General features: G+C 67.6%; 18 protein-coding genes. 8 read left to right on the top strand and 10 right to left on the bottom strand.

Translation table 11 applies throughout. From position 1 onward, the window contains the following. Position 1 precedes the first annotated feature (1 nt). Positions 2-601 carry a TetR/AcrR family transcriptional regulator gene (locus ACIQPR_RS47140; RefSeq protein ID WP_403663330.1) on the top strand — a complete coding sequence of 200 codons (600 nt, stop codon included), beginning with the start codon at positions 2-4 and terminating at the stop codon, positions 599-601. 594 nt (positions 602-1,195) lie between these two features. Here the strand turns inward: ACIQPR_RS47140 and ACIQPR_RS47135 are convergent. Beyond that, positions 1,196-1,438 (bottom strand): acyl-CoA dehydrogenase family protein, encoded by a 243-nt coding sequence (locus tag ACIQPR_RS47135; RefSeq protein ID WP_403663327.1) that lies wholly within the window; start codon positions 1,436-1,438, stop codon positions 1,196-1,198. Positions 1,439-2,029: 591 nt separating this feature from the next. Between ACIQPR_RS47135 and ACIQPR_RS47130 the strand changes: the two genes are divergently transcribed. Next, the gene (locus ACIQPR_RS47130; protein WP_403663324.1) at positions 2,030-4,441 is read left to right on the top strand and encodes a SpoIIE family protein phosphatase; all 2,412 of its coding nucleotides are present in this window, start codon (positions 2,030-2,032) and stop codon (positions 4,439-4,441) included. A gap of 170 nt (positions 4,442-4,611) precedes the next feature. On the opposite strand, the gene ACIQPR_RS47125 is transcribed toward ACIQPR_RS47130, so the two are convergent. The 7 genes from ACIQPR_RS47125 to ACIQPR_RS47095 form a co-directional block, all read right to left on the bottom strand. After that, positions 4,612-5,391, bottom strand: a complete 780-nt coding sequence (locus ACIQPR_RS47125) for an ATP-binding cassette domain-containing protein (RefSeq protein ID WP_403663321.1) — start codon at positions 5,389-5,391, stop codon at positions 4,612-4,614. Between the two features lie 2 nt (positions 5,392-5,393). Then, a complete protein-coding gene (locus tag ACIQPR_RS47120; protein WP_403663318.1) occupies positions 5,394-6,479 on the bottom strand; it encodes an ABC transporter permease in 1,086 nt (361 codons plus the stop codon). Then, positions 6,476-7,474 carry a sugar ABC transporter substrate-binding protein gene (locus ACIQPR_RS47115; protein ID WP_403663315.1) on the bottom strand — a complete coding sequence of 333 codons (999 nt, stop codon included), beginning with the start codon at positions 7,472-7,474 and terminating at the stop codon, positions 6,476-6,478. Before ACIQPR_RS47115 ends, ACIQPR_RS47120 begins: the two co-directional genes overlap by 4 nt. A gap of 982 nt (positions 7,475-8,456) precedes the next feature. Further along, positions 8,457-9,482, bottom strand: a complete 1,026-nt coding sequence (locus ACIQPR_RS47110) for an aldo/keto reductase (protein WP_403663312.1) — start codon at positions 9,480-9,482, stop codon at positions 8,457-8,459. A gap of 406 nt (positions 9,483-9,888) precedes the next feature. Next, positions 9,889-10,833 carry a ribose-phosphate diphosphokinase gene (locus ACIQPR_RS47105; protein ID WP_403663309.1) on the bottom strand — a complete coding sequence of 315 codons (945 nt, stop codon included), beginning with the start codon at positions 10,831-10,833 and terminating at the stop codon, positions 9,889-9,891. Positions 10,834-11,126: 293 nt separating this feature from the next. Beyond that, positions 11,127-11,672: a flavin reductase family protein gene (locus ACIQPR_RS47100; RefSeq protein WP_403663306.1), complete on the bottom strand. Its 546-nt coding sequence runs from the start codon at positions 11,670-11,672 to the stop codon at positions 11,127-11,129. Positions 11,673-11,751: 79 nt separating this feature from the next. Continuing rightward, complete coding sequence (locus tag ACIQPR_RS47095) at positions 11,752-13,221, bottom strand: aldehyde dehydrogenase family protein (protein ID WP_403663303.1); 1,470 nt, start codon at positions 13,219-13,221, stop codon at positions 11,752-11,754. Between the two features lie 1,338 nt (positions 13,222-14,559). On the opposite strand from ACIQPR_RS47095, the gene ACIQPR_RS47090 reads away from it, so the two are divergent. The 5 genes from ACIQPR_RS47090 to ACIQPR_RS47070 all read left to right on the top strand — a co-directional run bounded on the left by ACIQPR_RS47090 (position 14,560) and on the right by ACIQPR_RS47070 (position 22,012). Next, the gene (locus tag ACIQPR_RS47090) at positions 14,560-16,797 is read left to right on the top strand and encodes an MMPL family transporter (protein WP_403663300.1); all 2,238 of its coding nucleotides are present in this window, start codon (positions 14,560-14,562) and stop codon (positions 16,795-16,797) included. Positions 16,798-16,906: 109 nt separating this feature from the next. After that, positions 16,907-18,145 (top strand): sensor histidine kinase, encoded by a 1,239-nt coding sequence (locus ACIQPR_RS47085; RefSeq protein WP_403663297.1) that lies wholly within the window; start codon positions 16,907-16,909, stop codon positions 18,143-18,145. Beyond that, entirely contained in the window at positions 18,142-18,819 is a 678-nt protein-coding gene (locus ACIQPR_RS47080; RefSeq protein WP_403663294.1) for a response regulator, read from the top strand. Before ACIQPR_RS47085 ends, ACIQPR_RS47080 begins: the two co-directional genes overlap by 4 nt. Positions 18,820-19,440: 621 nt before the next feature. Then, on the top strand, positions 19,441-20,325 hold the full coding sequence (locus ACIQPR_RS47075) for a fumarylacetoacetate hydrolase family protein (RefSeq protein ID WP_403663291.1): 885 nt from the start codon (positions 19,441-19,443) through the stop codon (positions 20,323-20,325). A gap of 712 nt (positions 20,326-21,037) precedes the next feature. Beyond that, the gene (locus ACIQPR_RS47070) at positions 21,038-22,012 is read left to right on the top strand and encodes an MFS transporter (protein ID WP_403663288.1); all 975 of its coding nucleotides are present in this window, start codon (positions 21,038-21,040) and stop codon (positions 22,010-22,012) included. 448 nt (positions 22,013-22,460) lie between these two features. Here ACIQPR_RS47070 and ACIQPR_RS47065 read toward each other — a convergent pair whose 3' ends face one another. Beyond that, the gene (locus tag ACIQPR_RS47065; RefSeq protein WP_403663285.1) at positions 22,461-22,958 is read right to left on the bottom strand and encodes a cupin domain-containing protein; all 498 of its coding nucleotides are present in this window, start codon (positions 22,956-22,958) and stop codon (positions 22,461-22,463) included. Between the two features lie 189 nt (positions 22,959-23,147). Beyond that, positions 23,148-24,335, bottom strand: a complete 1,188-nt coding sequence (locus tag ACIQPR_RS47060; protein WP_403663282.1) for an acyl-CoA dehydrogenase family protein — start codon at positions 24,333-24,335, stop codon at positions 23,148-23,150. A 456-nt stretch (positions 24,336-24,791) separates the two neighbouring features. Here ACIQPR_RS47060 and ACIQPR_RS47055 point away from each other — a divergent pair, with 456 nt between their 5' ends. Further along, positions 24,792-25,733 carry a VOC family protein gene (locus ACIQPR_RS47055; protein ID WP_403663279.1) on the top strand — a complete coding sequence of 314 codons (942 nt, stop codon included), beginning with the start codon at positions 24,792-24,794 and terminating at the stop codon, positions 25,731-25,733. Positions 25,734-26,066: the final 333 nt, after the last annotated feature.

Raw genomic sequence — 26,066 nt, 5'->3', positions numbered from 1 at the left:
CATGGTCGAGCAAGCAGTGCACAGCTCTGTCCGTCGTCCGCGGATGACGCCTGATCGCGCGATCGAGCTCCTTGATGTCACGCTCGACCTCCTGCGTGAGGTCGGATACGGCGCCCTGTCCATGGATCTCATCGCCTCGCGGGGTCGGTGCAGCAAGTCCACCATTTACCGGCAGTGGGGCAGTAAGGCGCAGATGGTGGCAGCCGCGGTGGCGTCTCTGCGGCCGGCGGAATGGCCTGGCATCGACACGGGGAGTCTCCGTGGCGATCTGCTGCTGTTGTTCGAGCAGTTGGGGGCCCGAGCGGACAAGGACACACCCGTGATCGCGGCTCTGCATCACGCCATGCTGACGGATGCGAAGCTCGGCGAGGCGTTCCGTACGTCCATGCTGGAGCCTGCGCGGGAGGAACTTGCGGGAGTTGTGGAGCGTGCGATACAGCGTCGTGAGCTGTCTCGCCGGCCAGGGGCGGTGCAGTTCCTGCCGCAACTGGTGTGGAGCGCGTTGGTGGCGCGTCCCTTCTTCGTAGGCCACACGGGGGACGCCGACTACCTGGCGCACTTCGTGGATCACGTCATCCTGCCCGCCCTGCGACACTCGTGAGGCGATGGCGCCTCACCATCCCAAGTACTCGGCCCCCGCGACGCCTTGAGTCGTGTCCGCCACGTGGGTCGGGAGCTCAAACGGGCCTCAGGCCGGGACCGTAACGCCCTGCGCCTCCACCTCGAACGGTGTAGGCGCAGGAAGCGAGCGGTCGGGGGACTGCCACGACCTTCCTCGACCTCATGGGGCGAGCGTCACGCGTAGGGGTGTCGCGAGTTCGGCCATGATGGCCTTGTCTCCCGGTGCCGGGGCACGAACACCGGCTCGCCGATGACGATCGTCTTGCTGCCGGTCCCCTTCAGGCCGGAGACGTGCCAGTCGTCGTCGATCGCCCCACGTCGGCACGAGGGACCATCAGCTGGTAGATGCCCTTGGATTCCGCATCGAGCGCGCCGAGCAGGACCCAGTCGGTGTGGTCGACGCCGCTGGAGTACGGCCAGCGGCCGGCGATCCACCAGCCGTCGTCGGTGCGCCTTGTCTGTCCGGTGGGTGCGCCGAGGAGGAGATCACATCGGGCGAGGCGAAGTACTCCTCCGGCGCCCTCTCGGAGGCCGTTCCCATCACTCAGTTGTGGCTCTGGGTCACCGTGTAGAATCAGGCGGTCGCACCGCACACCCGGCCCAGCCGCCAGCCGATCTCGAAACTCGTGTCGATGTCGAGGCCATAGCCTCCGTAGCGGGTGGGATTGGCCACGCGGATGAGTCCCGCGTCGATCAGGTCACGCACCGTCTCCTCCGGGACGCGTCGCAGCTCCTCCGCCTTGGCGGCTCGCGCGGCGATGACGGGCAACAATTCCTCGGTCCGCCCGATGCGTTCGGCCGCACTCCTCGTGCTCACGACTTCTCCTTCCGGATTGCTTTGCTGCCTCTGCAGTCCGGCAAGAGGGTTTTGGCAATCGGAGTGTCATGCCAGACACGTGCGTTGTTCATGCCGACCGGATTGGACGCCCGGTGCACTGTGTTGGCATTTCCTCTGTTTGATTCCGCGTCGGTCGATGGCAGCCGGTCAGCGAGCCGCGCGGATGGGGAGTGCAGTGATCGCACTGATCACGGCGAATACCGCGCCGTACGTTTCGTGTCACGCCTATCCCGACAGTTGCGCCGACCGCAGAGGCTGAATGCCTGGGTGGGGCGAGTGCCGGCTCCGGAACGATCGGCAGCGTCTGCGCAGTCCAAGGTCCGACAGCTCCGCTCCGCCGTCGGCCGTCGGTATCACCCTGTGTTGTTCGGCGATTCCTCGCTGCTGCTCGCAGAGGCTCTGGCGCGCCATGACGGCTGGCCGGAACACACCGGTACGCCGGAGTTCAACAGCAGTACCGGCACATGGGCGAGGTCGCCCGCAGTGACGGAACTGGGCTCCAGGACCACCTGCGTACGGTCATAATGGACATAGCGACCAGGAGCGGGTTCACCGAGTCTGAGGAGCGAGATGCGCGGGTCCACCACCGGTGCCGGAGGGAGAGAGGCCTCGCTCGCCGGTATCGCGACAGCCCTGCTCGACGGCGAGGGCACAGTGCTTCGCTGGTCCCAGGCGGCCGCCGAGCTGCTGGAACGTAGGGCCGAAGAGGTCTGTGGCCGCCCGGTCCGGTCCCTGCTCGCCGACGCATCCGATCACGAATACGGCGCCGCGGGGTGGAAGGCCGGGATCCCGGCGGGGGGCCGAGCACTACTGCGGCATCGGTCCGGCGGCTCGGTCGATGTCGCCTTCCGGGTGCTGCCCTCGGACTCCACCGGGTCCCTCCTGCTGTTCGCGCCCACTCAGCGAGTGACCGACTGGGAGCAGGGCGCGAGTGTGCTGCGTGCCCTGGTCGCCCGGGACCGCGTCGGGATCGTTGTGCACGACGTGGACCTGACCGTCGTGCGGACCAACATCACGCCCGAGACGTTCGGCGGCTTCGCCCTACCCCCGGGCAGCCGACTGACGAACGTGATCTCCCCGCGGGACGCCGAGGTCACCGAGGCCGCGCTGGGCCAGGTGCTGGAGACTGGTGTGCCGCTGATCGGGAGAGACCTGCTGGTGCGGTCGGCGCAGGTACCGGGGCGGCAGTGGTCACTGTCGCTGTCGGCATTCCGGATGGAGGACTCTCGGGGGGCTCCGTCAGGCGTCGTCGCGATGGTCACGGCCACCACCGGGCGGCAGCAGGCCCGCCGCGATCGGGAGCTGCTGCACGAGGCCGCCGCCCGCATCGGCGGCTCCCTCGACGTCACCCTTGCAGCACAGGAACTCGTGGATGTCCTCGCCCCCGCCTTCGGGGACCTGGCCAGTGTCGAGCTCGCCGAAGCCGTACTCGAGGGGGATGAGCCCCCGAAGATCCTCGGTGGGGGAGATCTGCACCTCCGCCGGGTCGCCGTAGCCTCGGCCACCGGGTTCTGGCCCGCTGCCCTTCTTCAGCTCGGTGGGACGCCCCTTCCGGTGCCAAATACAGCACTCCTGCGGAGCTGGCAACAGGGCCGGGCCGTCCTCCTCGACCCGGTGAAGGTAGGCGCTGTGATGGGTGACCCGGCAGTGAGGCGGCTGTTCGTCCCCGAGCACGGGCACTCGGGTGTATGGGCTCCGCTGTTCGCACGCGGCCTGGTGCTCGGATCCGTCACGGTCTGGCGCACCGAGCAGCCGGATTCATTTGAAGCGGGGGATGCAGACCTGCTGAAGGAGATTGCCTCCCGAGCCGCGTTGAGTGTGGACAATGCCCGCCGCTACACCCGCGAGCACCGCGCTGTGCTCGCGCTGCAGCATCGCCTGTTGCCTCCGGCCACCACTGACACCCCGGCGGTGGAGACCGCGGGAATCTACCTGCCTGTCGGCGACGGAACCGAGATCAGCGGCGACTGGTACGACGTCATCCCCCTGCCCTCCCTGCGGGTTGCGCTGGTCGTCGGGGACGTGATTGGTCATGGCCTGAACGCCACCGCCACCATGGGCCGGCTGCGCACCGCCATCCGCACTCTCGCCGACCTCGAACTCGACCCCACCGAGCTCCTCACCCACCTCGACGACCTCGTCCAGCAGCTCGCCAGCGAGACTGACCCCGGACACAAGGACACTGTTGGCGCCACTTGTCTGTACGTCGTATACGACCCTGTATTCCGCCACTGCGCCCTGGCCAGCGCCGGCCACCCACCGCCCGTGGTGGTCCGGCCCGACGGCACCATCGAGGTGATCGATGTCTTCCCTGGACCGCCTCTGGGGGTGGGCGGCATGCCGTTCGAGACCACCATCATCGACCTGGAGCCCGGCAGCCTCGTCGCCCTGTACACCGACGGCCTGATCGAACGCGACGACGGCGACCTCGACAGCGGACTGCTGCGGCTGACGGACCGCCTTGCGGCACTCTCCGACCCCGGCCGCGCCTTGGACGACATCGGTCGCGCTCTCCTGGCCGGCCTCGGCGACGCCCCGCCCCGCGACGACATCGCCCTGCTTCTGGCCCGCAACCGCGCCATCCCGGCGGAGTCCACCGCGAGCCGGGAATTCCCCGCGGACCCGGCCGTCGTGGCCGAGGCCCGCCAGGCCACCGCCCGCCAGCTGGCCGCGTGGGGGCTGGACGAGCTGGCCTTTACCACCGAGCTGATCGTGAGTGAACTTGTCACCAATGCCGTCCGGTACGCCAGCGGCCCCGTCGGACTGCGGCTGATCTGCGAGAATGTGCTGGTCTGCGAGGTCGCCGACCCGAGCAACAGCCAGCCCCGCCTGCGCCGGGCTCACTGGACCGACGAGGGAGGCCGCGGCCTGTTCCTCGTCGCCCAACTCTCCACACGCTGGGGTAGCCGCTACAGCCAGCACTCCGGCAAGACCATTTGGGCCGAACAACCACTCACACCAGCGCTTGGCCACCTCACGTAGCCATGACCGGCAGGTGGCTGCCTCGCAGTCGCCGGCGAGGGCACCGTCATCACCACGGTCCTCCCAGAAGCACTCTTCGCCACCGGCCGACAGCGGCCAGTCTCGTCTACCCACTGTCGGTGGCGCTGACCGTGACAACCACGGCTTCAGCCGTCGGGTCGGCTCACCTGTCAGGGACCGAACATCGAGGACCGGGAACCGGTGATCCAGCCGACGACGTCATCGCGGTCGGCATCGGCAGTCGCGATGTCGGCGACCCTCCGCCCGCGATTGAGAATCACCATCCGGTCGGTCACCTCGAAGCAGAGCGGCAGATCGTGCGAGACGACCACGACCGCCGTGCCCTGCTCAGACAGCCGGCGGATCAGATCCTCGACATGACGGGTCTGCTCGTATCCCAGCGCGGCGGTCGGCTCGTCCAGAAGGAGGACCCCGCCGCCCGAGGCCCCGCTGACGCGGATCGCACTGCGGGCGAACGCGATCGCCTGGCGCTGGCCGCCCGACAGCATCTCCACCGGGCGGGTCATCGGCGCGCTGCGGATGCCGAGCTTGTCGAGCTGTTCCTCCGCCCGGCGCCGTTGCGCCCGGTGGTTGACGAAGCCGAGCCAGCCCAGCGGACCTCGGCGAAGGATCTCCTCGCCGAGATTCAGATTGGTCGCGATGTCCTGGGGGTTCACCAGGGCCAGGTCCTGGTAGACCATCTGGATTCCCGCGGCGGTGGCGTCCTTCGGGGCGTGGAAGGTCTGCGGCTCGCCGTTGACGCGGATCTCGCCGTGTGTCGGACGGTGCGCCCCCGACATGACCATCAGCAGGGTGGACTTGCCCGCTCCGTTGTCGCCGAGCAGGCCCACGACCTCTCCGGGATCGACATGGAAGTCGATGCCGTCCAGGGCGCGCACGTACCCGTAGTGGTGTTCGATGCCGGAGAGTTCCATGGCGGGAACGGACATACTCAGACCTTCTTCTGGTGAACCGAGAGATTGGCGGACATCAGCCGATTGGCGACACCGGCCTGGATGGCCCGTTCGAAGAAGAGCGAGCCGATGAGGAGAACTCCGGTGGACACCGTCGCCCAGTACGGCTGCACCCCGCGGATGAGCAGGCCGTTGGCGATGGTCGCCAGGATCAGCGAGCCCACGAGGACACGGGGCAGGCTGCCGCGGCCTCCGCTCATGGCGATGCCCGTGAGGGACACGGCGGTGAGTGAGTCGAAGATGATCCCCGCGCTCGCCGTCGGGCTGGCCTGGGTCACCGTCGCGGTGCTGACCAAGCCACCGAGGGCTGCAAGGGTTCCGGAGATGACGAAGCCGATGACCTTGTAGAGGCCGCTGTTGATGCCCGCGCGCCGTACCGCTTCTGGGTTCGCCCCGACCGCCATGACCCGCAGTCCGTCACGGGTCCGTGTGAGGAACACGAATCCGATCGCGTAGACTGCCGCCACAATGAGAACCGGCGCGGGAACGCCGGCGAAGCCGCCGAACGCGAAGTAGTGACGCGTCCCCATGAACTCGAGCTGGGTCAGGCCGGGGAACGTGTTGCCGCTCGTGATGATCGCCGCGAGCCCCGACAGTACCGAGAACGCACCGATGGTCACGATGATCGAATTGAAGCCGCGCAGGACGATCAGGCCGTTGATGAGGCCGATGACCAGACCGCAGGCGAGGCCCGCGAGCAGGGAAAGCCAGGTCGGGCTGCCGTGGGTCAGGAGCCAGCCGCACACACAGCCGGCGACGGCCGCCGTTCCGGGCAGCGAGAGGTCTAGTGAACCGGTCATGACGCCTATTCCGACACCGGCCGCGAAGATCGCGGTGACCGCCCCGGCGTTCGCCACCAGCATGGCGTTGTCCACGGTGAAGAAGTACGGCGAGCCGACGAAGGCGAAAACCACGATCAGCACACCCCAGAGCACAAAGACGCCCTGATCTCTGAGGAAGACCAGCGCCGACACCGAGCGGGGCAGTTTCGGTGTCGCCGTCGGGGTGGGGGGCAGCTCGTCGTCGGTGGGCACGGTCTGCGGATCGGTCGGAATGGTTGTCACTTGTCCGCCTTGGTGGTCTTCTGCGGCACGGTGAACTGCTTACCCATGGCCTTCGGGTTCTTCATCATGCCCATCAGGGCGTCCATGGCCTGGGCCATGTCACGCTGGAAGTCGAGTGCGACGAGCGCGTAGAGCTTGCCGGACTTGACAGCCTGCTCACCTTCCGGGGAACCTCCCGCGGCGACCGCGCAGGGGAGGCTCTTGCCCGCGGACGCGTACGCGCCCAGAGCACCGAGCGCGCCCGTGTCGATGTTGGCCAGGACCGCGTTGGCGCTGGGGTGTCCCTGGAGGGCGCTGGCGAAGTCCGTCTGGGCCTTGGCCTGATCGACGGTTATCTGCACACTCGTGACGATCTTCGCGCCCGGCGCGGTGGCCGCGATAGCCTTTCTCTCGGCCGCCTCCGTCACGCTTGCACCCGGGATGCCAGGGGCGGCCACACCCAGGATGACCTGTGCCTTGCCCCCGAGCTTCTCGTTGATGCACGTACCGAGTTCGGTGCCGGCAGCCTTGCCAACGGCCGCGGAGTCGGTGTAGTCGAGGCTGACCCCCGGCACGAGCCCGGAAAGTCCGTAATCGGCGGGCAGCCCCGTCGCGAACACCGGCACACCGGCCTTTCGCGCGGCCTGTATGACAGGGCCGGCCGACTTCGAGTCGAGCATGAGGGCGTAGACGCCCCCGGCCTGCCCGTTCCCGATCGCGCTCGTCAACTGGGTGACCTGCGTCTGCGGGTTGTTGTCCGCGTCCTGGACAATCACCTTGTAGCCGTGAGCCTGTCCGTAGGCCTTCACCCCGTCGGCCAGGGCCTTCAGGGTCGACACCTTGGTGGTCCCCGGCGAGAAGATGATCGTCTTGTTCCCGGAGCTGGCGCCACCGGATTTCGACGCGGCGGTGTCGGCAGCGGGGGCTGTTGTGCCGCCGCAGGCGGAGAGCGCGACGAGCGCGCCGGCGGAGAGCGCAGCGATTGCTGCAGGGCGAAGGGGGCGGGCGAAGTGCATTGGTGCTCCTACTTCCGAGGACGGCTTCATTTCGTCCGGGGGCTCGTACCAGCGGTGCTCACGAGCAACCGACGTCTGCGCGGACAGCACCGGCGTCGTCGCTCCGGTCTTGCGATGTCGAGAGGGTCGACATCCGATCGAGGTTCCCGAGCTGCTCCTCGTGCTGGACACAGTCCCTGAAGAGCGCAACGAGTTCGTCCCGAGCTGCGTGATGATGCACCACCACGTATCGGCCGCAACCGTAGGTCCTGCACCACAAGTTCTGCGAGTTTCGTGCACAGCACTGTCGTCAATAATGGATATTCACGGCACCAATGGCGCAGGGACTCGCGCGGGCAATGCTTTGCGGTGAATCTCTTGCCGGTATCGAGCGGCAATTAATCGAGGCCGAAGACCCATCCGCGTCCCGTTCACAGAACAGCATCCTCTTCTCCCGGGCTTCCAACTGGCCGAGTAAAACGTCACCTGATTCACGTTCGAAAGGCGGAAGCCTCATAGGCCCAGCAGGCCGTCGACACCAGGGTTGCTTCCTGGGAAGTGGTGCACTGGCTCCCACCCTGATCCGGGCGGTTGCTCCGGCGACTCCCCGAACGCGAAATACGGGCATGTCAGCCACGTGCGGGGCAACACCAGTCAGCGCGACGTTCGGTGGAGCGGGCGGCTGGCGGGTCCGCAGCCAACCACCGCACACAGCAGGGTGTCCGGCTGCAGGATGAGAGTTGCTTGATCGGGGTTCAGGATCAGCGCGTCTGCCTGCGGCTACGGGCGTGAGGGCGGACTGGTTCTGTGTCGATCCACGCGTGTAGCGCCCGAGGCGGGCGGCACTGCCTCTCGACGCGGTGGCGATGGCGCGCGCCTTGCCGGGGTGGAACGGGCGAAGAAGAAGCGATGCGTTTGAGGTCAGGCGAGCGACATGCGGCGCGTGGACTGGGATTCGGGTGATCAGCCCCATGTCCAGGGCGAGCGCGCGGGTGCGGTGACGTCAGCCGGGCTCGTGGAGAAGGGTGTCGATCGCCGCGCGCTCCTCGACTGTCAGATTTCGCTCGGCCGCGGCGACTTGGGGAGCCAGTTCCTCCGGGGTGTTCGGGCCGATTAGCAGGGCGGTCACCGGTTGTTGGGCAAGGACCCAGGCCTGCGCCAGTTCGCCGACGGTGCGGTCGTGGGCGTGCGCGATGGCGGCGAGCCGGTCGAGGAAGCGGAAGGTGGACTCATTCCAGTACATGTCCGTGTACCGCTGGAGGGAGCCGAGGCCGCCGGGCTTGTCCGAGACGCTGGTGAATACGCCGGTGAGCAGCCCACCTGCGAGTGACTGGTGCGCGAGGAGGCTCACTCCGGCAGCCTTCGCCGCGGGCAGGTGGTCCTCGAGCGCTGTGCGTTCCAGCAGGTTTACGCGTGTCTGCACGCATTCGTAGCGGTTGAGGCCGTGCTTGTCGCTGGCCCACAGCGCGCGGTAGAGCTGCCACGGCGCGGTCTGTGAAGCGCCGAGATAGCGGACCTTGCCCGCCTTGACGAATCCGTCGAGGGTGTCGAGGGTTTCCTCGATCGGCGTTTCGTAGTCCCAGAAGTGCGCGGAGTATACGTCGATGTAGTCGGTGCCCAGGCGGGTCAGGCTGGCGTCGAGCGCCCGGGTGAGGTGCTGGCGCGAGAGCCCGCGCGAGTTGGGTGAGACGCCCTGGCGCCACAGCCGTGCGTGGTCTAGTGGGCCGTCGCCGTGTGTTGCGGCCCGTTCCTGACCGCTGACCGGGGTGGCTGGGGTACCGACCCGGTACCCGGCCTTGATGATCAGGACACTGTCCTGCCGGCGCGGTCGGACGAGTCTGCCCAGGGCCTCCTCGGCGGTTCCGTCACCGTAGGTGTCCGCAGTGTAGAAGGTGTTCACACCACTCTCCCACGCTGCGCGGAAGACGTCGGCGGCCTGGTCTTGCGCCAGCGTCTCGCCGAGGTGCAGGCCTCCGAAGACGAGGCGGGAGATCTTGAGGCCGGTTCGGCCGAGATTCTGGTACTCCATGCGTCGAGTATCAGAGGTGCAGCGGATCTCCGGTCATTGCTTTCGTTCATGCCTGTGATGAAGCATCTGCTTGTCCTTCAGGTGCAACGGGCGTGGCCGTAGGCCTGGTTCACTTGGGAATCGATGCCGGCGAACACCAACTGGTCCCTACCGGGCAGCAGCCCGCGGGTGCGCTGGTTCGCGCTCGAACACGAAGGCGCGTGGCACCGCTCTCCGGGCTGTTGTTCGCCCGCCTCAACTGGCGGATCCTGCCGCGGACCGGACTGGCAAGACCACGGCGTTGCTGCGCCGTCGTACACAGGCGGCGGCCGTGTGTGACGACTGCCCGTGACCGATCCGAACGGCTTGCCTTCGGCGGCGACGGCACCCGCCCGGCGCCGCCTCCATCGCCTCGCCCTTACCCGTATCAGGACGCGTCGAACAGCGCACTCACTGATTCGCCGTTGTGGATGCGCCGGACCGCTTCGGCCAACGCCGGGGCGATCGACAGGACCCGCAACTTGTTGGTGCGGTGCTCGATCGGTATCGGCACCGTGTTGGTGCACACGATTTCCAGCACATCAGGCTGGTCCGACAATAGCTTGAGGGCTCCTGCCGAAAACAGTCCGTGCGTGCACGCAACACGGACCGAGCGTGCTCTCAACTCGCGCAGGCGGTCCAACAGCTCGAGGACGGTACTGCCCTTGGCGATCTCGTCGTCCAGCACGATGACATCCCGGCCGGCGATGTCCCCGATGACGGAGCTGATGCTCACCCGGTCATCGGCGAAGCGCTGCTTGGCCCCGGCAGCCACCTTCGTGCCCAACAGCCGGGCGAAGGCCGCCGCTTCCTTCGCATTGCCCAGGTCCGGAGACACGACCGTCGTGTTGGACAGGTCGTAGCGGCGGAAATGCTGTGCGAGCTCCCTCAGCGCATGCAAATGGTCCACCGGAACAGAGAAGAACCCGTGCACCTGCGGTGAGTGCAGCGTCAGCGTCAGAGCACGGCTTGCTCCGGAAGTGGCCAGCAGGTCCGCCATTAGGCGCCCGCCGATGGAGATTCTCGGCGCGTCCTTCTTGTCGGACCGAGCGTAGGCGTAGTGCGGCATCACCACGGTGATACGGCTGGCGGAGGCACCGCGAGCGGCGTCACACATCAGCAACAGCTCGACGAGGTTCTCCTGCACGGGGGTGACCAGCGGCTGGATTAGAAAGACATCCCGTTCCCGGCAGTTCGCCTGCAGCTGCACCTCCAAACAATCGTTCGCGAACCTGTTCACCCGAGCCGGACTCAGAGGAACTCCCAGGTGAGCGCAGACTTCCAGCGCCAGCTCGGGGTGGGCACTACCGCTGAACACGGCGATCTCACGCACGACACTCCTTGCTTGATCGATTCGGGGCCGCATACTGATCGACAAGCTTCGCGACCGGGAACCAACTGTTTCACCAATACGGTCGACCATCGCCTCGTACGCACGGCCCAGGACATCGCCCCGTTCGCGCTGTGCGACCGTACGGAACGCGTCGGCGACATCGGCCAGTGTCTGGCCGGTTGCCGATCTGTCCACGGGGAGCGTGCGCCGCCGACTGTGTCGGACTACTGGCCGCCGATGTACAACTGCCCTTGAGGTCGGCTACGGACGTGGGACGGCCCCTGGTCCGTGGGTCAGGACGCGCGGGGTATGGCGTGCGTGTGGTGCGGCACGTCGGCGTCGCCGTCCGTGGGGGCGAACGTCCCGTACTGTCCCTTGAAGAAGACCAGTGGGCCGCCGGTGGTGGCTGCTTCGATTGCGGTGACGGTGGCGAGGACGATGGTGTGGTCGCCGGCTTCGTATTCCTCGACGATCTCGCATTCCAGCCAGGCGAGTGCCTCGTCGAGGCCGGGGCCGGTGGAGCGGCTGTGCCAGGCGACGTCGGCGAAACGGTCGGTGCCGCGTCGGGCGAAGGTGCGGCAGAGGGGTTCATGGTGGCTGGCCATGACGTTGACGCAGAAGGTGCCGGCTTCGCGCATGGCCGGCCAGGTGGTGGAGGTCTTGGCCGGGCAGATCAGGATGAGCGGGGGGTCGAGGGAGACGGAGGTCAGGGAGTTGGCGGCCATGCCGGCCAGGGTGCCGTCGGCCGCGTAGGCGGTGACGACGGTCACGCCGGTGGGCAGGTGTCCCAGGACGCGGCGGAACTCCGAGGCGTCCAGCTTCGACGATGCGGCAGTCATGTCGTTCAAGATCCAATCCGGCCGGAGTGTGCTCCGGCCTTTCGTGCTGACAGAAGGGGTGCGCCGATCGGGGCGTTTGTCAGATGGGGTAGTGGCGAGTGCCGTCCTGGACGGTGAGCCAACGCAGATCGGTGAACTCCTCGACGGCGGCGGTGCTGCCGAAGCGGCCCCAACCGGAGTGCTTGACGCCGCCGAAGGGCATGGCGGGTTCGTCGTGGACGGTGGCGCCGTTGATGTGGCAGATGCCGGAGTCGATACGCCGGGCCACGTTCTCGGCCGCCGTGACGTCGCGGCCGAAGACCGCTGCGGACAGGCCGTACTTGGTGTCGTTGGCGACACGGACGGCCTCGTCCGGGCCGTCGACGGCGATCACGGTAACCACCGGGCCGAAGGACTCCTCGGCGTACAGGCGCATCTCCGGCGTGACGTCCGCGACGACGGTCGGCTCCACCAGGAGTCCCTTCGTGCCGCCGCCGGTCAGCACGCGCGCGCCCTTCGCCTGGGCGTCCGCGACGAGGTCTCGGATGCGCCCGGCGGCCGCCTCGTTGATCACCGGTCCGATCTGGGTCTTCGGGTCACGGGGGTCACCGACGGTCAAGGCTTCGGCCTTGGCGACGAGCTTCGCCTCGAACGCGGCGGCGACGCTGCGGTCGACGACGATGCGTTCGGTGCTCATGCAGATCTGGCCGGAGTTCATGAAGGCGCCGAAGTTCGCCGCCGAGGCGGCCTCGTCCAGGTCCGCGTCGGCGAGGACGACGAAGGGGGCCTTGCCACCGAGTTCGAGGAGCGTGCGCTTGAGGTGGGTGGCCGCGGTGCGGGCGATGAGGGTGCCGACGCGGGTGGAGCCGGTGAAGTTGACGCGGGCCACGGCCGGGTGGGCGATGAGGGCCTCGACGACCCCGGGCGCGTCCTCCGGGTGATTGGTGATCAGGTTGATCACGCCCTTGGGGACGCCAGCGTCGTGGAGCGCGGCGGCGATCGCGGCATGAGTGCGCGGGCACTCCTCGGATGCCTTGAGCACCACCGTGTTGCCCAGGGCCAGGGGGGCAGCCACGGCACGCGCCGCGAGAATGACGGGGGCGTTCCACGGGGCGATGCCGGTCACGACCCCGGCCGGCCGGCGTACAGCCCTGGCGTTGAGGCCCGGGACGTGCGACTCGATCGCCACTTCCTTGTCGACCTCGCCAGCCAGCGTCGCTGCATGCCTGAACACCCCTGCCGCCAGCGTGCAGTTGAACATGCCCCAGCCGAACGTCGCCCCGCACTCGGCCGTCATGGTGGCGGCGATCTCCTGGGCCCGCTCCTCGATCAGGTCCGCAGCGGCACGCAGCAGGCGGGCGCGCTCCTCAGCCGGAGTCGCCGCCCAGGCCTCGAAGGCGTTGTCGGCGGCGTCGGCGGCGCGCTGCGCGTCGGTGGCCGATGCCGCGGCGGCTTCGGTGACCACCTTGCCGGTGAACGGGTCGGACTTTTCGTAGGTCTGGCTGCGAGAGGCCTCCCCCCATGCCCCGCCGATCAGCAGCGGCTGCTCCTGTTTGATGACACCAGTCATGCTCTTCCTCACTCTCCCAGCGGGCTTTCACCGCGGTTGTGCGCGGCATCCGTCGCGGCGGCTACGGCGGGGTCGGCTTCAGCGACAGGGCAATAGATCGTCACCGGGGCGACGGCCGCGTTCGGTGTGTCAGGGCCGACCCGGCCCGCGATCAGGAAGTCGACTCGGGGTTCGGCCCCTGTGCGCTTCCTCCGGTTTCATATGGTCGGGAGGTGGGTGCCTTCTGTCCAAGGACTGCTGTCAATACCTGACATGGCGATACGCCCGGATACCTCCTGCTGCCGGGCCGCGTTCTTGTGTGCTGACCTGTGGCGGCGTCCGGATCTGGGCGTCCCCGGAGCTTGGGACCGCGTGATGGCGGTTCCGTTTGGCCCGCGGGTGGCTGCGCGGTGTTCGGAAGTCATCGACGGTGCGAATGGCAGGTAGTCAAGAGCGTGGCTTACCCGCCGGGCTGTGACGCCCCCAGGATCGTTGCCCGGAGGGCGACGGCTGCGCCCCGCCGCGGTGCTGGTCCGATCGCCCGTGGTGTGGACGCTTAGACCGCCGACGAAGGACGCCCACGGCCGCGACGGCCCCGTCCTGCAGACCTGCGCGTTCCGCGCGTGCCTGGCCCGACCCGTCTCTGATGGTTCGGTGGGCATCACCCACTTGCGCGCCGTGGCAAATCAGCCTGTCAGAAGGAGCCGTTGCCGTCCCGGCAGGTTGCAGGTTCTTGGCGGAAGCGGCGCAAGCCCCGTGGTCTGCGCCGTCGTGCTGACTCAGCCGACATGGCCGCGGGTTGGCAGACCTCCGCCGCCGGACAGCTCCGGCAGGCCGAATCGGCGCCGTGATCCGGATATCCGCTGGACGACCGCGCCTGTCGAGGGGCTTCTGCCCGGTATGCCCACCCGGGACTTTGCTGCACCGGCAGGGCGGGACCATGGGCAGGTCGGCGGCACCGCCGACCCCACCAAGGAGCACATGCGTGCGCACAGGTCCCGGTCCGAACAGTTCGGGCCGCCGCGGTGGACTCGACCGCCGCCACGCCCGTCCACCGCCCGGCGAAGCTGATCACCTCATCTGAGTGCCCGGTCGGAAGTCAGCTCCACGCAGGACCGTGTCCTCCTCACGAACTACTTGAGCCTCGCCGGACAAGACCGGATCTCCTTCTACGGCAGTAGTCGCGATTGCGTGCCAAGCGACGATGCCGATGAGAGACCACTCCACGAAGGATGGCCTGTACATCCCGCCTCCGCACAGGCGTGAACTGCTTCCCCCCCCCCGCTACTGCGGTGGCCTGCCGTGCCTCGCGGCCTGCGCGTCGCCCACTGCCGAGATTCAGACTGGAGAGCCTCCCTCGTGGCCACGTTTCTCTATCGACTGGGCCGAGTGTCGTTCCGGAAACGACACTGGTTCCTGTTGCTCTGGGCGGCGATACTCGCCGTCGCCGTCTTCGGTGCGGTCAAGGCCCCCGCCGCACCCCAAGACTCCTTCTCCATTCCCGGAACCGAGTCCCAGAAGGCGTTCGACCTCCTGGACCAGCGCTTCCCCAACAGCGGCAGCTCCGACGGAGCCACCGCCCGGCTCGTCTTCGTCGCCCCCGACGGGCAGAAGATCACCGCGGTCGACAACAAGGCCGCGATCGAACATACGGTGCACGAGCTCGCCAATGGCAAGCAGGTGAAAAGCGCTCTTGATCCCTTCACGGCGCATGCCGTGAGCAAGGACGGAACCACCGCGTACGCCACCATCAACTACGCGAAGCCGAACAGCCAGCTCACCGACTCCACGACCACCGCCCTCAAGGGCGCGGCGCAGGACGCCCGTGACGCCGGTCTGACAGTGGAGATCGGCGGCGACGCCCTGCAGTCGATGGAGATGTCCGGCACGACCGAGGTGATCGGTGTCGCCGCCGCGGCGGTCGTCCTGCTGATCACATTCGGATCTCTAGTGGCAGCGGGCCTGCCGCTGATCACCGCGCTGCTCGGCATCGGTACCGGCGTCGCCACCATCACGGCCCTCGCCAGCACCATCGGCTTCTCGTCCACGACCACCACACTGGCGCTGATGCTCGGACTCGCCGTCGGCATCGACTACGCCCTGTTCATCGTTTCCCGCTACCGGTCCGAACGGGCGGAGGGCCGAGATCCGGAGGAAGCCGTCGGGCGGGCCGTCGGTACGGCGGGCTCCGCCGTGGTGTTCGCCGGCCTCACCGTGATCATCGCCCTCGTCGGCCTGTCCGTCGCCGGTCTTGGGATGCTCACCAAGATGGGCATAGCCGCGGCGTTCACGGTCCTGATCGCGGTACTGATCGCCCTGACGCTGCTGCCCGCGCTGCTCGGCTTCTTCCCGAAAGCCGTGCTGTCCCGGTCCGTGCGCAAGAAGGCCAAGAACGGAGAGACTCCTGCACACGGGGCCCGCACTGCGGAGAAGCCGGGCCTGAGCACCCGCTGGGCTCGCTTCGTGATCCGCCGGCCACTGCTCGTGCTCCTGTTCGGTGTGGTGGTGCTGGGTACCTGCGCAGTGCCGGCGCTCGATCTCCAACTGGGTAACCCGGGCGACGAGGCGAAGCCCACGTCGACCACCGAACGCCGGGCCTACGACGACCTGTCCCACGGCTTCGGCCCCGGCTTTAACGGTCCGCTGACCATCGTCGTGGACGCCAAGGGATCCCACGATCCCAAGGCCGCGGCCAACACCGTTGCCGACGACCTCAAGGCGACGCACGGTATCGTCAGCGTGACGCCTCCTATGTTCAACAAGGCCGGCGACACCGCCGTCCTCACGGCCACCCCGTCGACCGCTCCCAGCAGCACCAAGACCAAGGATCTCGTCCACACCATCCGGGACGAGGCCGATGGCATCAAGACCGCCACCGGCGCGGACATGCTGGTCAGCGGCACCACCGCCGTGAACATCGACATGGCCGACAAGGTCACCGGGGCGATCCTGCCCTACCTCGCGCTGGTCGTCGGTCTGGCCTTCCTGCTCCTGATGGTGGTCTTCCGCTCGGTCCTCGTTCCGCTTAAGGCGGCGCTCGGCTTCCTGCTGTCGGTGGGCGCGGCGCTCGGCGTGATCGTCGCGGTCTTCCAGTGGGGCTGGCTCGCCGACCTGCTCGGCATCCAGACGGTGGGACCGATCTCCAGCATGATGCCGATCTTCCTGATCGGGGTGGTCTTCGGCCTGGCCATGGACTACGAGGTCTTCCTCGTCACGCGCATGCGCGAGGCCTACGTGCACGGAGAGCGACCGGGGCAGGCGATCATCACCGGTTTCCGGCACAGTGGCAAGGTGGTCGTGGCCGCAGCCGTGATCATGATATCTGTCTTCGCCGGATTCATCGGGCTGAGCGAATCGGTGATCAAAATGATGGGACTCGGTCTGGCCTCGGCGGTCTTCTTCGATGCCTTCCTCGTCCGCATGACCATCGTCCCGGCCCTGCTCGCGCTCCTCGGGGACAAGGCCTGGTGGCTGCCGCGCTGGCTGCAGAAGGTCCTGCCAAATGTGGACGTCGAGGGCGAGAAGCTGAACCGGACACTCGAGCCCGCGCAGGCCTCTGGGCTCGATGAGGCGGAGCGTGAACCGAGCCGCGTCTGACCGACTGCTCTCGTACGGAGCGGTAGGCCCCCGCCGGGGGGCCTACCGCTCCGCTGCGGGGCACGAGCAGCATCGGGGATGCTGGTGAGGGAAGGAGCACCCAAGGGACATGGCTGAGAGACACATCATGATCAGGGACTGGCGGAGCACCTCGGGTCGCCACCCGCGTGCGACGGACGGTGCCCTGGCCCTGGCCACCTTCGCCATGGGGGTCCTCGGGAGCGCTGTCCCCCCCGGAAGCCACGCGCATCTGCACGTGCCCGATACGCTCGCGGTGGTCACCAGCGCCGTGGGGGCGGCGTGCCTGTTCCTGCACCGCGATCACCCTCGGCTGACGACGGGGCTCACCACGGTGTGTGCGCTGGTTCTGGCCCTCGCGGGCGTCCAGCTCAACCCCCTGCTCCAGGCACCGTGTCTGGTGTCGCTCTTTCTCCTCGCTCTGCGCACCGATCGGCGTACGGCCCGTATCGGAGCGGGCGCGGCCACCACGACCCTGCTCGCTGCCTCGCTGGCCCACGAGCCCGCATTCCCCTGGGGGGCCTTCGTCATCGGGATGATCTCGTGGACGCTGCTGCCGGGGGCCGTCGGAGACGCGGTGCGCAGCAATACCGAGTATCTCGCCGCGGCCGAGGCCCGGGCCGAGCTCGCCGAGCACACACGCGAGGAGGAGGCCCTGCGCCGCGTGAGCGAGGAACGTATACGGATGGCCCGTGAGCTCCACGACGTGGTCGCCCATCACATCGCGCTCGCCGCCACGCAGGCCCGCACGGCCACATACCTCATGCGCCACCACCCGGAGCGCGCGCCGGAGATGATGGAGAACCTGTGCGACTCCACCGACGAAGCGCTAAGGGAACTCCGGGCGACCGTCGGCCTGCTGCGCCAGCGCGGTGACACCGACTCTCCGCGAGACCCGGCCCCCGGACTCGCTCAGCTTCCGGACCTGCTGGGCTCCTTCGAGCGTGCGGGGCTGAGTGTGGACGTGACCACAGAGGGGCACGCGCAGCCCTTGTCGCCCGGTGTGGATCTGACGGCCTACCGGATCATCCAGGAAGCACTGACCAACGTCACCAAGCACGCGCGCACCGCCAGCGCCAGGGTGCACCTCGAGTACGCCCGAAGCTGGGTGACGATCACCGTCGCCGACGACGGCCGCCCCGACGCCCATGGAGCCCGTCCCGGTCGCCCGTCCGGCTACGGGCTGATCGGCATGCAGGAACGCGCACAGTCCGTCGGCGGCCGGCTGCAGGCAGGGCCCAGGGCTGAAGGCGGCTTCACCGTCACACTCGGACTGCCGATGCACAAGACGGCACAGCACCCGAACCCTCAGGAGGTACCGCACCAGTGACCATCCGCGTACTGCTCGCCGACGACCAGGCCCTCATCGTCGGCACGTTCCGGATCCTGATCGATCTGAGCGAGGACTTCGAGGTCGTGGGTGTCGCCGCCAACGGCAGAGAGGCCGTCGACCTGACCCGCGCCACCCACCCCGACGTCGTAGTGATGGACATCCGCATGCCGATCCTCGACGGGCTCGCGGCAACGGCCGAGATCACTGCGGACGAGACACTGCGCACCACGAAGGTCCTCGTGCTCACCACCTTCGAGACCGACGAGTACGTCGCCGAGGCCATCCGCGCGGGGGCTTCCGGGTTCCTCGGCAAGGGCATCGGACCGGAGGAACTCCTCGCGGGGATCAGGACGGTGGCCGCCGGCGACGCACTCCTGTCGCCCGCTGCCACGTGGACACTGATCGCACGCTTCCTCGCCGCGCCCGAGCCTAGTGGGCCCACCACGCAGAGCGCGGATGCCCTTCCCGAACTCACCGCCCGCGAACGGGAGGTGGTCGCCGAGGTGGCGGGCGGCCTGTCCAACGACGAAATCGCTGAGAAGCTCTACGTGAGCCCGTTGACCGTCCGCAGCCACGTCCAACGCGCCATCGCGAAACTCGACGTGCGGGACCGGGCCCAACTCGTGGTACGGGCCTACCAGTCCGGCCTGGTCCGGGCCACAGGCGAGTAGAGCGGGAGGGAATGGTCTCGACGCCACAGCCCTCACCACCCCTCGGCGGTCGGTCCGTTCCCCCTGGTCGAGCACGGTCGTCCGCCGGACACGCCTCGACCCGGTCGCCACCACTCATTCCCAGTGATGCGAGATGGCCGGCGGACCGGGCAGGTGCGGGAAGGCGGGTTCGGGGGTCACAGCAACCCGGCACCATCTTGAACACCTCTTGCCTGTCAGGCGAGCCTCCAGTAAGAACAAGCCGAAGTTGTTTCTTTGTGAGGCGTACGCCAATGCCCGGACTGGGACCTGCTCAAGACCGAACTCGACGAGATCCGACGCCGTGGCTATGGTAGGAGCTTCGGTGAGAGCGAAATCGGCCTGCACGGCGTCGCAAAAAAGGCGAGGGGGATCAGCACCGGCCTCTCCGTCGATGTGGCATGGTCACCGCAAGATCATCATTGTCCTAAGGTCGCTTTATGTCGTCCATTTCCCCCCCCTCATGGAAGCCGTAAATGGTTCGCACGCTCACCGTTCATTAAACGAGGGCTTGGAAGTCGGCCCGAGGCAGGCGAAAGTGTGCGCATGGCTTTCGGACTCGGTACATTCTCCGCCGCAGACAGTGTTCCTTTTCCCGGTTTGGTGGTCGACGGTCGTGTCTACGACCTCCGGCCGGAGTTCAGCGACACGCTGTCGATGCTGAACGACTGGGACAGCTCCCTTGCACGGCTCCATGAGCTGGCCGCCACGCCGCACGGCGAGGGCGTTGCGCTCGACGAACTCCGCCCGCTGCCGCCGGTAGCCTCCGGCCAGCTGCTGTGCGCTGGCGCCAACTACTACACGCATCTGGAGCAGATGACCCTCACGATGCTGCGGAACCGGGGCGACGAGCGGCCGGATGAGGAACTGCTGGCTGAGGGCCGGAAGTTCGCGAAGAGCCGCCTGGACGGGGGTGCGTTCGTCTTCGCCGGGCTCCCGAGCACCATGACCGGGGCCACCGGCGACGTCATCCTGTGGGGACCAGGTGAGCAGCATGACTGGGAGCTCGAACTCGCCGTGGTCATCGGCCGCGGTGGCCACTACATCGACGAGAAGGACGCGCTGGCCCACGTCGCGGGCTACACGATCTCCAACGACATCAGCACCCGCGAGGTGATGAGGCGCCCCGACCTCGGGCCAATGACCGACTTTCTGGCGTCGAAGGTGCGGCCGACGTTCTTCCCCACCGGGCCCTACATCGTGCCGATCGAGTTCGTGCCCGACTACCGGGACCTGCACATCACGCTGAAGGTCAACGGCGAGGTCATGCAGGACGAGAGCGTCGGCGACATCATCCATGGAGTCGAGCAGGTGGTCGCCCATGCGTCCAAGATCGTGGAGCTGCGCCCCGGTGACGTGGTGCTGACGGGTTCCCCGGCGGGCAACGCCGGACACCACGGCAACCGCTGGCTCGTCCCCGGCGATGTCATGGAGGGCGAGATCACCGGGCTCGGAGTGCAGCGCAACCGCTGTGTGAAGCCGGAATGAGGGCGAGGCGATCCGCTCGCACCCGGACCGCCTCGCTGGCCTGACGTTGCTGCCGCGGTCACGCGCTCCGCGTCGAGGGCGAACGTTTCTCGCTCGGAAGGGAGCCGCATGGCCCGATCCGCCTGACCACTACGCCGAGTGCAAAATGAAGAGGGGCGGGCCTGGGCACGCGACGCGCCTGCTCCATCCGTTGCTGTGCCCGGTCGGTGTTGCGTCGAAGGCAAGAGATGCTCCGACGCCTCCGCGAGCCACACCTCTAGCGCTTCTTCTGCGGCGCTGGTCCGGCCGACGACGAGTTCGTCCACCCGGCGATGGGCCTGTTGACGGCCGCAGACCGGATCCTGGCAGGACCGGCGGCCGAACTGCACGCTCGTCGACAAGGGATGAGCCCCGGTTCGAGGCCTGGGCCCTCTCACCACCGTAGCCCGCGCCGCGCCGGACATGGACGCGGAAGTGCCGGTTCCGCTGCTCGCGGCTCAGATCGCCGCGGTCAAGGGCCGGCACACGATGAGAGTACGTACCGCCTGATCCGCCGGCGATTGCCGCCGCGGGCGGTCCACGTCACACAAGTGCGGGGCCTCTGCCCCGCCGACCCTGCCACCGGTGTTCCCGCGCGACGGCGCTTGACCGGCACGGGCTCGACGGGAGAGCACCGAGCCGGTTGTCGGCGGACGCCCGGACCAGGCCGCGCACAGCGGCGGGATGAGGAACAGTGAGTAACGAGACAACAGGCGAGCCGCGCGTGGAAACCCCGCGAACCACGCTCGAAGCGGAAGGCGTGGAAGCGGAGAGGCTCGACATGTGCCCCTCGGACGCGAACAACATGGATGAGGAGCCGGAGGGCATCCAATCCGCCGCTGGGATATCGGCCAGGCTGGAGCGGCTGCCGTTCACGCGCTACCACCTGCAGATGGCGATCGTCCTCGCCCTGGGAGGTGTCTGCGCCACCTTCGATCTCACGTCGATGGACGTGATGAGCACCGCCGTGCGCGACACATTCCACCTCACCGCGGTCGAAGCCGGTTGGGCCGGCGCGATCGCCCTGGTGGGAGCGGTCGTGGGCGGACGCCTCACCACGGTCTTCGGGAAACGCCTTGCTCCCAGAAGGGTGTTCGCGGTCTCCCTCATCGCGTACGGCGTGTTCAGCGTCGTGTCGGGGGTGGCTTGGAACTTCACCAGTCTGCTGGTCTTCCGCACCCTTTTCGGGTTCGGTCTGGGCGCCATGATCTCCCAAACCGCCGCACTGGTCCTTGAATCGAAGGGTTCGCCTCGCCACCGATGGCTCGCCGCCGGGGCCGTGATCAGCCCGGCGCTCGGCGTCCTGATCTCCCCCCAGCTCGGTCCTGCGCTCCTGTCCGCCTTCTCCGACGAGACCGCTTGGCGGGTGATGCTGTTCATCGGAGGGTTTCCCCTACTGGTCGGCCTGTACGGTGTGGCCCGCCTGCCGGAATCGCCGCGCTGGCTGGCCGCACATGGGCGCTACGCCGAGGCGGACCGCATCGTGCGCGCCACCGAGGACTCTGTCCTGCGGAAAGGCGGTCACCTCCCGGAGCCACAGATCAAGGATCAGGCCGACCTCGACCCCCATGTGCCCGCGGTGTTGGCCAAGCCGTTCGTGCGGCGCACCATTGCCTGTGTGGTGCTGGCGGTGACGTGTCTGTTCACTTACAACGTCTTCTTCAAGTAGTTCCTGGCCTGCTCTGTGCGCCTAGGCGAACCCTCGGCCTCCCGGGCACACCTACCCCCGGGAGGCCGGCCTCGTAGTCGATTCGGTCGGGATACGCCCAGGCCTGCCCGACCACGACACCTGTAACTCTGCAAGCACCCGGCTGGATCAGCGCTCCGATCCGGACTGCGGTGCTTTCACCACGACGAACTGGCAGAAAGCATCGAACCTGACGCATGCGCTGGTGCGCCGGCTCCTGCAGCACTCGTGGGAACGTGATTGAAGATCCCGCCGACCGATCGGCGTCGGCAGCACGGAGGGACAGACGCCGCCCTGCCCTCCTTCGAGGTGCCCTGCCCCGCTTTCCGGGGCAGGGCACCTTCGTGCCGCGTTCGGCTGACCATGCGCGACGGCACGACGTACTCGCGTACGTCGTGCCGTCGGGTGTGTTTCGAAGGGGCGGCGTCGGCTACCGGCTGCCGTTCGGGGCCGGCAACGAAGGCGGCGGCGTCTCGAGGACGGTGTCGCCGATCTTCACCGGTTCCGCGTCGATGAGGATGAAGGCCACGACGCACGGTTCTTCGGTGTCATTGAACCAGACGTGGTTGGTGCCTCGCTGTACGAATACGTCGCCGGCGTTGAGCCGGACCTGCTCGCCGCTGTCCAGCTCGAGGCCGAGTGTGCCCCGGAGGACCAGGCCGTAGTCGATGGAACGGGTGCGGTGCATCGGGGAGCGGAGGCCGGGCTCGAATTCCCCGACGCGGAACACCGTGCCGCCGGGCACGGACGGGCCGACCTTGACCAGCCCGCCGTCTGTCTCGTCCGAGTTGTCCGCAGGGCTGGTCAGCGTGCTCCAGATCTGACGACCCATGCCACTCGGCTCGCCCAGGATTTTGTCGCTGATGATGACAGCGCGTCCTTCGCTGTCGTGTCCGGTGACGACTCGTCGTACCGCCGGTGCGCTCATGTGGGTCTCCTTGGTCTTGTCCTGGTATGTGTTCGGTGTGCCGTGAAAGCTCACGGCGGACGGCACGGCGCCGGTCTTCGGGCGGTGAAGAGCCGAAGACCGGTATCGATGTCCGTCAAGATCGTGTCGCGCTCGCTGCCCTGGATTCGCCTGCGGGAACTGCCCCACGCATCCTCGTGGTGACGGCTTTCACCACATGGCAGCCGATGGCTCGACGCCGAGGCGGACCCGTCCGTAGAGCTCTGCGATGTCATCCCACAGGAGGGCCACCTGGTGGGAACCGGCGTTGACGTCGCGGTGGATCCGTGCCAGGGGGCTGGGGTCCAGGATGGCGTTCGCCCCGGCCGCGTCGTAGATGCGGTTGACCGCGTTGACGGCCAGCTTGGTGGTGTAGCAGTGGTTGCGCCGGTACCGTGCGCGGTCGATGTCGCTCATGGGTTCGTCGCGGGCCCCGAACTCGATCAGTTCGCGCAGGTCGGCGCGGAGGATGGCGACGGCCGCATCCGCTTCGGCCGCCGACTCGGCGATCCGGAACTGCGGGCCCGGGGACTCGGCCGCCGACTTCTGGCTGGAGCCGAGCTTGACAACCCGGTTCTTCGTCCGCTGCGTGTACACCTCGACCGCTCCCTGGGCGAGTCCGATGAGCGGGGTGGCGAGCACGAACGGCATGACCTGGCGCAGCGGCACACCGTAGGACGCACGGCCGTGCCGGTCGCGGGCCTCCGGGTTGACGGGTCCCGGCCAGATGGCCCGGTACTCCGGTACGAACACCGGGTCGTCGATGACCACGCTCTTGCTGCCGGTGCCCCTCAGGCCGGCCGGGTGCCAGTCGTCGAGGATCGTGATGTCGCTGCGCGGCACCTGTAGGTAGACGAGACGCTTGCTCGCGGGGTCGATCGCCCCGAGGAAGACCCATTCGGCGTGGTCGACGCCGCTGGAGAACGGCCACCGGCCGGAGATCAGCCAACTACCCTCGGCGCTTTCAGCCTTGCCGGTCGGGGCGTAGGCGGACGAGGAGATAACGTCGGGGGACTGGAAGTACTCGTCCTGGGCCTCTTTCGTTGCCATGCCCATCATCCAGTTGTGGCTCTGGGTGACGGTGTAGAACCAGGCGGTCGCTCCGCAGCCTTTGCCGAGGCGCCAGCCGACCTCAAAGAGCGTGTCGATGTCCACGCCATGGCCGCCGTAGGTGCCCGGCGTGGCCACCCGGATCAGCCCGGCGTCGACGAGATCGCGGACCGTCTCGTCCAGGACGCGGCGCTCCTCTTCGGTGCGCGCCGCCCGCTCCGCCAGGACCGGGACCAGCTCCTCGGCGCGGGCGATCAGCTCCTCGGCCGTCAGCGTTTCCGGGCGTGTGACCACCGTCTGCTCAGGCATGTAGCACCTCCGACTTGAAAGGGCAACTGCATGACATTAGCCCTCCCTGACCATGAATTTCCTCGTAGGGCGCCCACCTTATTCGCGAAAGGGGTTGGGTGGTTCGGAAGGATGTTGATACCAGCGACAAATCAGGGAAATGTGAGGTGGCACCGGCACGGGAACCGGCAAAACCTTCACGGGCGACCGTAATTCGCACGTCGCGGCATCTCATGAATCCTGTTCATACTCGACATGTAGAGGGGTCATTTCTGAATCCGCACTATGGATGGGACAGTGAGCCCAGAGGTGCGGCAACGGGTCCACAAGGATGCGGCATGCGACTGCGCGTCACAAAGGACCCTGTCCGAAAACGCCGCCATCAGGGCATGTCCCATGCCTCCGGCGCGGACACGAACCGGTCACCAGCACCGATGTCACGACACCTCAGCCGTCGATCACCGAAGAAGGACGATCATGACTGACCGCCTTATCACCCACCTGCGGCACGTGGACATCGCAGTGCCGGACTACGACAAGGAGCTCGACTTCTATTCCGGAGTCTGGGGCCTGACCAAGGTCGAGGAGGATTCCGGTATTTCCTTCTTGGCAGCGGAGGGCAGTCCGGAGCAGTACGTGCTGCGCCTGCGGAAGGCCGAGGAGAAGCGGCTGGACCTGGTGGCCTATGGCGTCGCGACCACGGTGGATGTCGATGTGCTGGCGGAGCGGCTGTTGGCCGGGGGCGTTCAGCTGATCACGCAGCCGGGGCGGATCGACACGCCGGGCGGAGGCTACGGCTTCCGGTTCTTCGACGTCGACGGCCGCGCGGTGGAGGTCACGGCAGACGTGGCGCCGCGCAAGCACCGCAAGATCGAGGAGCGCGAGTCGATCCCGGTGCGGCTGTCGCACGTGGTGCTGAACTCGCCGGACATCAACAAGACCCGGGACTGGTACGCGCGGCACCTGGACTTCGCGCTGTCGGACACGATCCGGCACCCGAAGATGGGCGAGTTCATGCACTTCATGCGGGTGAACTCGCAGCACCACTCGCTGGGGATCGGCCACGCGCCGCATCTGTCCCTGAATCACATCTCCTTCGAGCTGCGCGGCCTCGACGAGTACATGCGTGGTACGGGCCGGGTCAAGAAGGCCGGTATCTCGGGGATGTGGGGGCCGGGGCGGCATGTCGCCGGCGACAACACGTTCAGCTACTTCTGGGACCCGCAGGGGAACATGATCGAGTACACCACGGAGCTGGAACAGCTGGACGAGGACACCTGGCACCCGCACATCTACGACCCCTCCAAGGAGGAAGTCATGGATCAGTGGGGGACCTCCAACAACCCGATGGAGGAGAACCTCGGCAAGGAGTCTTTCAACGACGCCGACAAGAGCGCCTTCATAGCCCCGCCGGTCTGAACAGCCACCCGGCCGGTCCGCTGCCTACGCCGGCCTCCGCACCAAGCGGGTCACCAAGCCTTCCCGTCCAGAAACGCTGGATCGCGGTGCTCTGTTCCTCGACCCGGTACCGCGATGACCTGGAAGGCGACGGGTGAGCTACCTCGGCCGGTCGCTGAAAGGTGAACACCACCGCCCGGTGGGCGCCCCGAACTCCGACCCACGTTCCGGAGCGCCAACCACATCCCCACTCTGCTCGACGGCGTGACTGTCGCACGGTCGCGTGGTTTCGTGGCCGACTCAGGGCCGCGGCGACATTCCGCCGCGGCCCTGCTGGCTCGATGCTCCGGCGCC

The sequence above is a fragment of the Streptomyces sp. NPDC091280 genome, from assembly GCF_044768565.1.
Lineage (GTDB): Bacteria > Actinomycetota > Actinomycetes > Streptomycetales > Streptomycetaceae > Streptomyces.
This window is presented reverse-complemented; position numbering and strand designations above follow the sequence as displayed.

What these genes read in the sequence shown, in the direction of transcription:
- ACIQPR_RS47140 (WP_403663330.1), top strand. Translation starts at nt 2, where the DNA reads ATGGTCGAGCAAGCAGTGCACAGCTCTGTCCGTCGTCCGCGGATGACG.
- ACIQPR_RS47130 (WP_403663324.1), top strand. Translation starts at nt 2,030, where the DNA reads ATGCGCGGGTCCACCACCGGTGCCGGAGGGAGAGAGGCCTCGCTCGCC.
- ACIQPR_RS47125 (WP_403663321.1), bottom strand. Translation starts at nt 5,391, where the DNA reads ATGTCCGTTCCCGCCATGGAACTCTCCGGCATCGAACACCACTACGGG.
- ACIQPR_RS47115 (WP_403663315.1), bottom strand. Translation starts at nt 7,474, where the DNA reads ATGCACTTCGCCCGCCCCCTTCGCCCTGCAGCAATCGCTGCGCTCTCC.
- ACIQPR_RS47110 (WP_403663312.1), bottom strand. Translation starts at nt 9,482, where the DNA reads ATGGAGTACCAGAATCTCGGCCGAACCGGCCTCAAGATCTCCCGCCTC.
- ACIQPR_RS47100 (WP_403663306.1), bottom strand. Translation starts at nt 11,672, where the DNA reads ATGACTGCCGCATCGTCGAAGCTGGACGCCTCGGAGTTCCGCCGCGTC.
- ACIQPR_RS47095 (WP_403663303.1), bottom strand. Translation starts at nt 13,221, where the DNA reads ATGACTGGTGTCATCAAACAGGAGCAGCCGCTGCTGATCGGCGGGGCA.
- ACIQPR_RS47085 (WP_403663297.1), top strand. Translation starts at nt 16,907, where the DNA reads ATGGCTGAGAGACACATCATGATCAGGGACTGGCGGAGCACCTCGGGT.
- ACIQPR_RS47065 (WP_403663285.1), bottom strand. Translation starts at nt 22,958, where the DNA reads ATGAGCGCACCGGCGGTACGACGAGTCGTCACCGGACACGACAGCGAA.
- ACIQPR_RS47060 (WP_403663282.1), bottom strand. Translation starts at nt 24,335, where the DNA reads ATGCCTGAGCAGACGGTGGTCACACGCCCGGAAACGCTGACGGCCGAG.
- ACIQPR_RS47055 (WP_403663279.1), top strand. Translation starts at nt 24,792, where the DNA reads ATGACTGACCGCCTTATCACCCACCTGCGGCACGTGGACATCGCAGTG.